This is a genomic window from uncultured Rhodococcus sp. (genome assembly GCF_963525155.1).
GTDB classification, from domain to species: Bacteria; Actinomycetota; Actinomycetes; order Mycobacteriales; family Mycobacteriaceae; genus Rhodococcus_F; species Rhodococcus_F qingshengii.
In genome coordinates, this window is record NZ_CAURKP010000202.1 from 1 (window position 1) to 8643 (window position 8643).

Below are 8643 nucleotides of genomic sequence, written 5' to 3' on the forward strand. Positions count from 1 at the left end.
GGTACGAGCGGGCGGGGTTGGGTCCGATCGAAGGCGGAGTGAAACCGCACATCACCGTTACCGCGTCCGCGAAAGACATGACGGACCTTAGAGCCTTGAAAGACCTCCTGCCGTCCACTGAGGAGTTGGGGTTTGCGTGGACGGATTGGGTAGGTCCGATCAGTATCGATACGGCCCGGATGTTGGCATGCGACTGCACCGTTACCCGAATCTTGTTGGATGAGAATGGTGTTCCGCTCGACTGCGGTAAGGAAGCGAGAACAGCGACGGTTCCGCAGCGGCGGGCTCTTGCGGTTCGTGATGGTGGGTGCGCGTTCCCGGGGTGCGGGACACCATCGGGGTGGTGCGATGCTCACCATATCGTTCACTGGAACGATGGCGGCCCAAAAGATCTCGACAACCTGATTCTGTTGTGTGGTCATCACCACCGGACGCTGCACCACACCGAATGGCGGGTGGAGATCGGCCCCGACCGAAAAACAGTGTTCTATCCACCGATGTCGATCGACCCGTATCAACAGCCGATCGGCGGGAACAGCCCACCGACAGCAGCCTGAAGTGAAACAACTCGAGACGCGAGCACCGGGGCACGATCATGCCCCGGTGCTCATGCTGCGTTCCGTCATCTTCGCGGAGACGTACGGCCTACCAGCGGTTCCGAACCTCCTCGGCAAATCCGAGGAGATCTCGAACCACCACGGAGGTACCGTCGTCGAGGATTACTGTGCCGGAGAACTTTCCGAACACCTGATGCTGAATCGAACGCAGCACCCCGACGTCGAAAGTCGCGGCACGGTCGATGATCGGCTCGAAAGTCATCTCGAAGCGACCATCGTTGCTCGAGAAGTTCCACGGAGCGCCGTCGTACGTTCCCTGCGGGATGCCGAAGTCGATCCTGTCCAGTTTGTGTGCCCGCCCTCCGACAAACACGATGTTCTCGCTGGCCGCCGTAGTGTCGCCGAAGCCGTACCCGATGTTGAATCCGAACCGCTCGCCGTTCACCAGTCCGGATGCAGAACCCCAGTACCAGGTGTTGTCGTAAGTCCAGACTCCCCTGCCCCAATCGAGAACGCCGAACGAGTCTTCCGAGCGAAATGTGAAGTCGTCGATCCCGATTCGCACGGTCCCGGCAGCGGGCAGGCAGTTGATCTTCTGGTTGTAGTAAAACGAACGGGACGCCTTCGGAAACGGTGTGGCGATCACCATCCGGTCATCGGCAGGACTCGCCAGGAACAAATCGGCATGAAGACCTCGTCCACCGTCGAAAGCCGGGTAGTCGACGATCAGGTGGCGCCCACCGTCCACATGGCGAAACTCGAAGCGAGCTTTACCTTTCGACACCACCACATCACCGTCGTCGGCGCTTTCGGGCAGACCGAGCCTTCCCATCGGGAACGGCAGCATCACGTTTTCGGTGATCTCGTGCGGTGTTCGGAAATCGAGCCAGGAGACTCCGAGCAAGCCCATGTACCCGTTGTCGGCGACGGTCAACGCGATGCCGTAATCCGCAGTGAGAACGCAGTAGTAGTCCCACTCCTTGATCCGGAACTTGGGAGCGGTGATCGCAGAGCGTCGATACTTGCGAATCTCCGATGGGGCCCAACCCGTCTCGACCAAATGTCCGCGATCGTCGAGAAGCGGGCCGGGCGACATCAGTGTCTGCATTCTTACTTCCAGCGTCCCAAGATCTCGTTCGCACGGTTGGCCAATGCCATCTGGAAGAACGGACCGAAGCTCACACGTGCCACTCCGAGCGGACCGAAACTTGCCGGGTCGTCCTGATCCGGGATTCCGATCGCATTGATCGGAAGTGGGAGCTCGGACGTCAGGCGGCGCTGGGTCGCGTCGTCATGGCGCCCGACGGGGTAGAGAACGTCGGCGCCGGCGTCGGCCGCCAGCTTGAGGCGTGCGATGGCGCGATCGACGCGATCGGACTCGTCACCGACCTGCTTCACGAACAGGTCGGTGCGCGCGTTGACGACAACGTGAACTCCGGCTGCGTCGGCGGCCTGACGAAGCCCACCGACGAAGTCGGCGTGCTCCTGCGCCTCGCGCAAGCGTCCGCCTTCACTGTGAACGGTGTCCTCGATGTTGAGTCCGACAGCGCCGGCATCGATCAACCCGTCGATGAGAACTGCCGGCTCGAGCCCGTAACCACCCTCGATGTCCACCGAGATCGGGGCGTCGACCGCACCGGTGATCTGCTTGATCCGGTGCAGAAGTTCGTCGAAGGTGATGCCCTCGTTGTCCGGCTTGCCGATGGAATCGGAAACCGGGTGGCTGCCCACCGTCAGGGCTGCAAAATCGGCAGCCACCGCAAGATTCGCTGACCACGCGTCCCACACCGTCGGGAGAATGACCGGATTACCTGGCTGGTGCAACGCCAATAGAGCAGTTGCCTTGTCGTTGATCGAAGTCATGCGGTGGCTCCTCGAGATCGTGGGGTGTACCTCTCACCTACCGACTCTAGTGAGCGACCGGGCAGCCTGTGCTCTTGTAATCGACCTGGAACTCCTTGATGCCGTTGATCCAACCCGAGCGCAGACGGCGCGGATCACCGATCTTGGTGATGTCCGGGACGTTGTCGGCGATCGCGTTGAACATCAAGTCGATCTCCATACGAGCGAGGTTGGCACCGATGCAGAAGTGCGCGCCCGTTCCGCCGAAGCCCAAGTGCGGATTGGGGTTACGAGTGATGTCGAACGTCATCGGGTTCTCGAAGACGTCCTCGTCGAAGTTCGCGGAGCTGTACAGCATCACCACGCGCTGCCCCTTCTTGATCGACACTCCTGCCAATTCCGTGTCCTCGAGCGCGGTGCGCTGGAAGGCGGTGACGGGTGTCGCCCAACGGACGATCTCGTCGGCCGTCGTCTTGGGACGTTCCTTCTTGTACAGCTCCCACTGCTCGGGGTTGTCCAGGAACGCGATCATTCCGTGCGTGATGGCGTTGCGGGTGGTCTCGTTCCCTGCGACCGCCAGGATGAGCACGAAGAACCCGAACTCCTCCGGGCTCAAGGAGTCGCCGTCGATGTCGGCCTGGACCAGAGTGGTGACGATGTCGTCTGCCGGGCAGGTACGACGTGCGTCTGCCATTTGGTACGCGTATCCGAGGACCTCGGTGGACGCGACTGCCGGATCACCCTGGTATTCCGGGTCGTCGTAGCCCATCATCTCGTTGGACCACTTGAACAGCTTGTCCCGATCGTCCTGCGGTACACCGATCAGATCCGCGATCGCTTGGAGCGGCAGCTCGCTGGCAACCTGCTTCACGAAGTCGCCCGGGCCTTCGCTCACAGCGGTGTCGACGATGCTCCGTGCACGACGGTCCAATTCGTCGCGCATGCCGTTGATCGCGCGAGGCGTGAACAGCTTCGAAATCAGCTTGCGGAGCTTGGTGTGCTCCGGTGCATCCTTGTTGAGCAGAAGATGCCGGAGCATCTCGACGGCCTCACGTGGCATGTCGTCGGCGAAACGCGCGATCGCGGTGTTCTCCCAGCTCGAGAACACATCGCTGCGCTGGCTGACCTCTTTGACGTCAGCGTGACGCGAGACCACCCAGTAGCCCTCGTCCTGGAATCCACCGACCGTCGGCGGCTGCTCACACCACCACACGGGTGCGTTGCGACGCAGTTCGGCGAATTCCTCGAAAGGGATCCGCTCCCCGAGGACAGCAGGATCGGTGACGTCGAATCCGGCCGGCAGGTCAGGCGTGCGTGTTGTGTCCGAGATGGTCATGGCGTCCTCTGATCGGTCGAATGTGCGCTACACCACAGAGTAGCTTTCACTAACGGACTGTCAAGTGAAAGACGGAGAGTCTCGTGCAACTGACCCGTGAGAGCCCCCGCGGCACTAGGATCCTGGTAATGACAGATACCTCCGGCAGACTGACGCTGCGAGAGAAGCAGAAGCAGCGAACCCGCGCAGACCTCGTGGATGCCGCCGGCGCGCTCTTCACCGAACGCGGATACGCGGCTGTCACCGTCGAGGACATCGCCGGCCGGGTCGGTTGCAGCCGAGCCACCTTCTACCTGCACTTTCCCGGAAAGATCGACATCCTCAAGGCGCTCGGCTCGAACACCGTCGTATCCAGCACCCTCGCCATATTCCAGGATCTCGACCACGTACTCGATTCCGGTTCGCGCGAAGAATTCGCCGGCTGGATCAACCGCGCTCTCGACTGGTGCCGCGATCACCACCACATGATGCGGGCGTGGGACGAGGCCATGGTCCTCGAACCCGAGTTCCGCACACTGGCCCGCGAAGGCATCTCCGCACTGCCCAACGCGATGCCGTCGTACCTGGCACGCTGGCCGCAGAGCCGACACGACGAGGCGAAACTCCGGGTCGAACTCCTGCTGACACAAGTCGAGCGCTTCTTCATTCGCTGGGCGGAACAGGGCGCGATCACCGCGGGTGCGGACGTCGCAGCAGACGTTCTCACCGACATCTGGTTTCCGGCACTCACGCCGCCCACGACCGATGTCGCGGCGCCGCGATAGGTTGGCCCGATGCCACTCGATCCTCGAGCGATCCTCACCACCGTCGCTGCGCTCCTGTCCGGGATACTCGCGGCGCTGGCCCTGACCAATCCCGTTCTTCGCGACTGGGCCATCGTGGCCTCTCCGTCGGAAGTAGATCGCTGGATCAGCAGTGGACCCACCGCTGTCGGGCTCGGCGCCGTGGTTGCCGTGCTTGCCTGCGCACTCTCACAGCGTCGCGGCTCCCGTCGGGCAGCCTGGATCGCGATCACCGTCGGGGTCGCCGTCATCGCGATCATTCGGGCAGTCGTGCCCGAGGTTGCGTCACTGGACCTGCTGATCGCCGTGATCATCGTCAAAAGTGTTGCAGCCGGTGCGATTCTGGGTTGTGTGGTTGCCGTCAGTTGGGATCGCACCGCCACGAAGAACGCCACCCTCCTCGGCGTGCTTGCCGCCTTCCTCACGGTTCGCACGTTCGCCGGCGGGACGGGCCGGATGAGTACGTCTTCGGTAGGTGAGCCGTCGTGGTGGCTGATCGGCGCCACGGCCGCAGCAGCAATCGCCTGTGCAGTGACCGCGCAATCCGGCTTCCGGATCCGCAAGCCCGACGCGGGCGAAATCCGCATCGCGCTCGTGGTGATCGCCGCGCTGGCGATCGGGCATCGAGTGCTCGGCGCCGTGATCGATCGCCAGCAGTACGCGTCCGAGGCAACTGCCTGGATCGTCATGGTCTTGGCAGCGGGCGCTGCGCTCGCGTTGACATGGATCGCCGCCTACCGTCTCGGCGACACCTCCGGTGCTGGTGGCAAGTTCCTCTGGGCCGCAACCGCTCTGGCCGCTGCGTCGGCTCCGCTGTTCGTCGACATCGCGAAGGGTTCCGGTCACTGGGGTCCACTGAAGTCCCCCTGGGTACTGGTGCTTTTCGCAGCCCTGCCGGTCGCCGTCGGATTGCGACTGCACAAGCAGGTGCCAAACCTCGTTCCCATCGCCGTTCTCGTTGCGGTACCGCTGTCAGAACTACTGCCCTTCGACTCCGCGCACGGTGTCTGGTCAATCGCACTGAAGATCGCCTCGCTGGGTCTCGCCGCCGGATTGCTGTTCGGTGCCCTGGCTCCCGGCAGCCTGGTCGACGCCACACTCGGACTCGCCATTCCCTTTGCCGCAATGACCTTCTCGTCGATCGCCATTCTCACCGATCAGCTCACCGCGCCGCCAGAGTTGACAGCGGCAGACATTCAGCGATTGATGGAACTTCCCATCCCGGCGCACGTCAGCGCCAACGGAGGACTATTCGGACGCGGAATAGGCATCACCATCGACTACGTCACCCCTCAGACCGTCGGCGCTGCAATCCTCTTCGCCTTGATCATCGGCTTCTGCGGTGCAGCGATCCTCCGACGGTCCCATCCACCCGTCGACACCACGGAATCTCGGATCGAACCGGAGCCAGTCGACTGACACACCGTCACCGGACTGAGACCTGCTATTGCGGTGCAACTGGTACCGGATTGACTATTTTGGAGCAGTGCCCATCGCCCGCAGGACGCTGCTCGTCGCGCTGAGTGGTGTGACGGCATTCGTCGTCACCGTCGTCGCCTTGGCACCGTTCGTGAACAGCCAGTCGACGTCGATTTCGACGGGCGACAGGTTCTGGTCGATCTCGACGATCGGCGCCGGCGTTCTGGCTGTCGTCGCGGTCGGGACAGCCGCGATGATGGCCCGCTGCCGGTTGCGGACCGCGGCCATGACGGTCTTCGGTGGACTCCTACTCGAACTGCCCGGGCTCTACGATCACAACTTCGAGGCACTCTCACCCGTGGGTGCGGGAGTCGCTGTCGGCGCGGTCACGGTTGCTGCCGCTCCCCGGGTCCGAGCCGCTTCCGTCGCGGGAACGATTGTTGCCGTGCATGTCTCGGATTCACTCCTCGACGAAGACGCTATTCCTCGGCGGTACGCGGACTACATCGCCGACAACACCAACCAGTTTCAACCACCAGTGTTGGGGGCAACACTGCTCGCGCTCGCTTTGGCCGCCGCCTGCGTCGCCGCGTTCTGGTTCCACGACTTCGACAAGGACCACCCCAAGGAACGGATGGCCGTTCGACCGGTGACTATCGCGGCGGTGCTCACTCTCTTCGGGGTCGCTGCGAATTGGTGGTTCGAGATCACCACCGTCACGGCGGCGGTGCCTCTACTACTCGTCGCGCTGGTGATCACGGTGATCTGCGCGCGGGTGCTGGGCGACGGCAGTCGAATCCTGCTGATGTGTACCGCTGCCGTCGCAACTCTGGCGGCGGTCTCGGCGAACCGTCCCGCAACCGAAGCCATGGAATGGTCGAAAACCCCCGCCTCCACCGCCGTCGTGATCGGACTCGTCATCGTCGCCGCGGCAGCGATCGGCGCGATCGCTCCCTCGCGAGTCGTCGGCTACGGATTGCTCCTGACGGTCACGGTCGCCGGGATCGTCAGCTACGCCACGTCGCCGTCGCCGAAGATCGGTGACGTTCTCACGATCAGCGATCTTCTTGTCGCCTTCACCGCTGCGGTCGTCACATACGCGATCGCCAGCGCGATGTACCGAGAGCCACCGCGGACCGGAGCGTCGCGAGCACTCGTCGGACTCGGTGTCATCTTCGGCCCGACGGCGCTGGCCCTGCTCGTCTATCCGCAGTTCGACTACGGATGGACGGCGTACACGCCGCTCGACGAGAACAAGCCCTTCAACGGCATCACGACGGTCGGCCCGTTCGAAATCTCGACCGACATTCTGATACTCGACGCCGTGGCGTTGATCATCGTGGCCGTCTGCGCCTACGTGAGTCTCCGATTGGGGCGGATCAATCGATCCGTTCCTCCGCCGATCAGTCGATCAGATCCATCGACGCCAGGCGATGGAACACTTTGAGTGATCCGGGCGCCACCTCGTCCATCGCTGCGTACTCGGCGAGCGTGAAGTAGCGGAACTCGGCGATCTCGCTGGTCGGGTGCGGGTCTCCGGCCATCTCCGCCAGATAGCAACTCATGTGCAGGCCCGTGTCCGCGGAATGTCCGAAAGCGTGAGCCTCGAAGACGTCAAGGAACGTGACCGTCCCGTCGACCAGATCGACGTCGAGTTCCTCCCGAATTTCGCGGTGCAGTGCCTGCTCGGGCGTCTCCCCCGGGTCGATCTTTCCGCCGGCCATGTAGAACGCGGTCTTGCCCACGGAGCGGGTCTGGATCAGCTTGCGGTCACGAATGTGTGCAAGGGCAGCGGTACGGATGATCGTGGTGGGTGTCGACGAATTCACGTCGTCCAACCTACGTGTATCAGCGAGTGCCGATGATGTCCGAATCGACTCGCTGCACATCGAAACTGCCACGCCCGGTAATATGTACGCAAAGACAACCTCTCCGACAAGGTGAATTGTCTCGTTAATCCGATAGGTTCGATTTTGTTCGGACACCCCGCCGCCCGCTGACAACACGACGGAGTGCCTTTTGCTCGCTATCTTGCTTGCCCATGCCGTTGCCGCCCTCTTGGCTCCGCTTGTGGTGCGCAGGTTAGGGCGAAACGGCTTCTTCCCCCTCGCGATAGTCCCCCTCGCCGGCCTCGGCTGGGTCATCGACAAATGGGGCACCGTCGAGACGCTGCACATCACCTGGGTTCCAGGGCTGTCGATGGACATCGACTTCAGGTTCGACGCGCTTTCGGCCATCATGGCCGTGCTCGTCCTGGGTGTCGGCACGCTCATCCTGGTCTACTGCGCCCGCTATTTCACCGACGACGAACCTCGACTCGGTATCTTCGCCGCCGAGATGGTCGCCTTCGCGGGTGCCATGTTCGGGCTAGTGACCAGCGACAACATGCTGCTTCTCTACGTGTTCTGGGAACTGACAACGGTCCTGTCGTTCCTGCTCGTGGGTCACTACGCCGAACGCGCCACCAGCCGCCGCGCCGCGACCCAGGCACTGCTGGTCACCACCGCGGGTGGTCTGGCGATGTTGGTCGGCATGATCATCCTCGGCCAGGTCGGCGGCAGCTACAACCTGTCCGAACTGGTCGCGAACCCGCCGACGGGGTGGCTCCCGTCCGTCGCGATCGTCCTGATCCTGATCGGTGCGCTCTCCAAATCGGCAATCGTGCCCCTGCACTTCTGGCTTCCCGGTGCAATGGCCGCGCCAACCC

General features: G+C 62.9%; 9 protein-coding genes. 5 read left to right on the top strand and 4 right to left on the bottom strand.

Annotation, left to right across the window (positions count from 1 at the left end; genetic code table 11):
* A partial coding sequence (locus RWT78_RS25540; protein ID WP_314681777.1) for an HNH endonuclease occupies positions 1-557 on the top strand: 557 nt, incomplete at its 5' end.
* Between the two features lie 88 nt (positions 558-645).
* On the opposite strand, the gene RWT78_RS25545 is transcribed toward RWT78_RS25540, so the two are convergent.
* The 3 genes from RWT78_RS25545 to RWT78_RS25555 are packed head-to-tail and all read right to left on the bottom strand — an operon-like array spanning position 646 to position 3735.
* Entirely contained in the window at positions 646-1665 is a 1020-nt protein-coding gene (locus RWT78_RS25545) for a DUF2804 domain-containing protein (RefSeq protein ID WP_042926211.1), read from the bottom strand.
* A gap of 2 nt (positions 1666-1667) precedes the next feature.
* Positions 1668-2420, bottom strand: coding sequence for an isocitrate lyase/phosphoenolpyruvate mutase family protein (locus tag RWT78_RS25550; protein ID WP_314681779.1), 753 nt, complete (start codon positions 2418-2420; stop codon positions 1668-1670).
* A gap of 46 nt (positions 2421-2466) precedes the next feature.
* A complete protein-coding gene (locus tag RWT78_RS25555; RefSeq protein ID WP_003945041.1) occupies positions 2467-3735 on the bottom strand; it encodes a cytochrome P450 in 1269 nt (422 codons plus the stop codon).
* A gap of 128 nt (positions 3736-3863) precedes the next feature.
* Between RWT78_RS25555 and RWT78_RS25560 the strand changes: the two genes are divergently transcribed.
* From RWT78_RS25560 to RWT78_RS25570, 3 genes are all read left to right on the top strand, one after another.
* Positions 3864-4499 (top strand): TetR/AcrR family transcriptional regulator, encoded by a 636-nt coding sequence (locus RWT78_RS25560; RefSeq protein ID WP_042926208.1) that lies wholly within the window; start codon positions 3864-3866, stop codon positions 4497-4499.
* A 9-nt stretch (positions 4500-4508) separates the two neighbouring features.
* Positions 4509-5936, top strand: a complete 1428-nt coding sequence (locus RWT78_RS25565; protein WP_314681782.1) for a hypothetical protein — start codon at positions 4509-4511, stop codon at positions 5934-5936.
* A 67-nt stretch (positions 5937-6003) separates the two neighbouring features.
* Positions 6004-7383, top strand: a complete 1380-nt coding sequence (locus RWT78_RS25570; protein ID WP_223304380.1) for a hypothetical protein — start codon at positions 6004-6006, stop codon at positions 7381-7383.
* Here the strand turns inward: RWT78_RS25570 and RWT78_RS25575 are convergent.
* Positions 7340-7765 carry an NUDIX domain-containing protein gene (locus RWT78_RS25575; protein ID WP_007730102.1) on the bottom strand — a complete coding sequence of 142 codons (426 nt, stop codon included), beginning with the start codon at positions 7763-7765 and terminating at the stop codon, positions 7340-7342. The genes RWT78_RS25570 and RWT78_RS25575 overlap by 44 nt on opposite strands.
* Positions 7766-7955: 190 nt before the next feature.
* Here RWT78_RS25575 and RWT78_RS25580 point away from each other — a divergent pair.
* Positions 7956-8643, top strand: a 688-nt coding sequence (locus RWT78_RS25580; RefSeq protein ID WP_314681785.1) for a proton-conducting transporter membrane subunit, incomplete at its 3' end; no start/stop codon positions are given.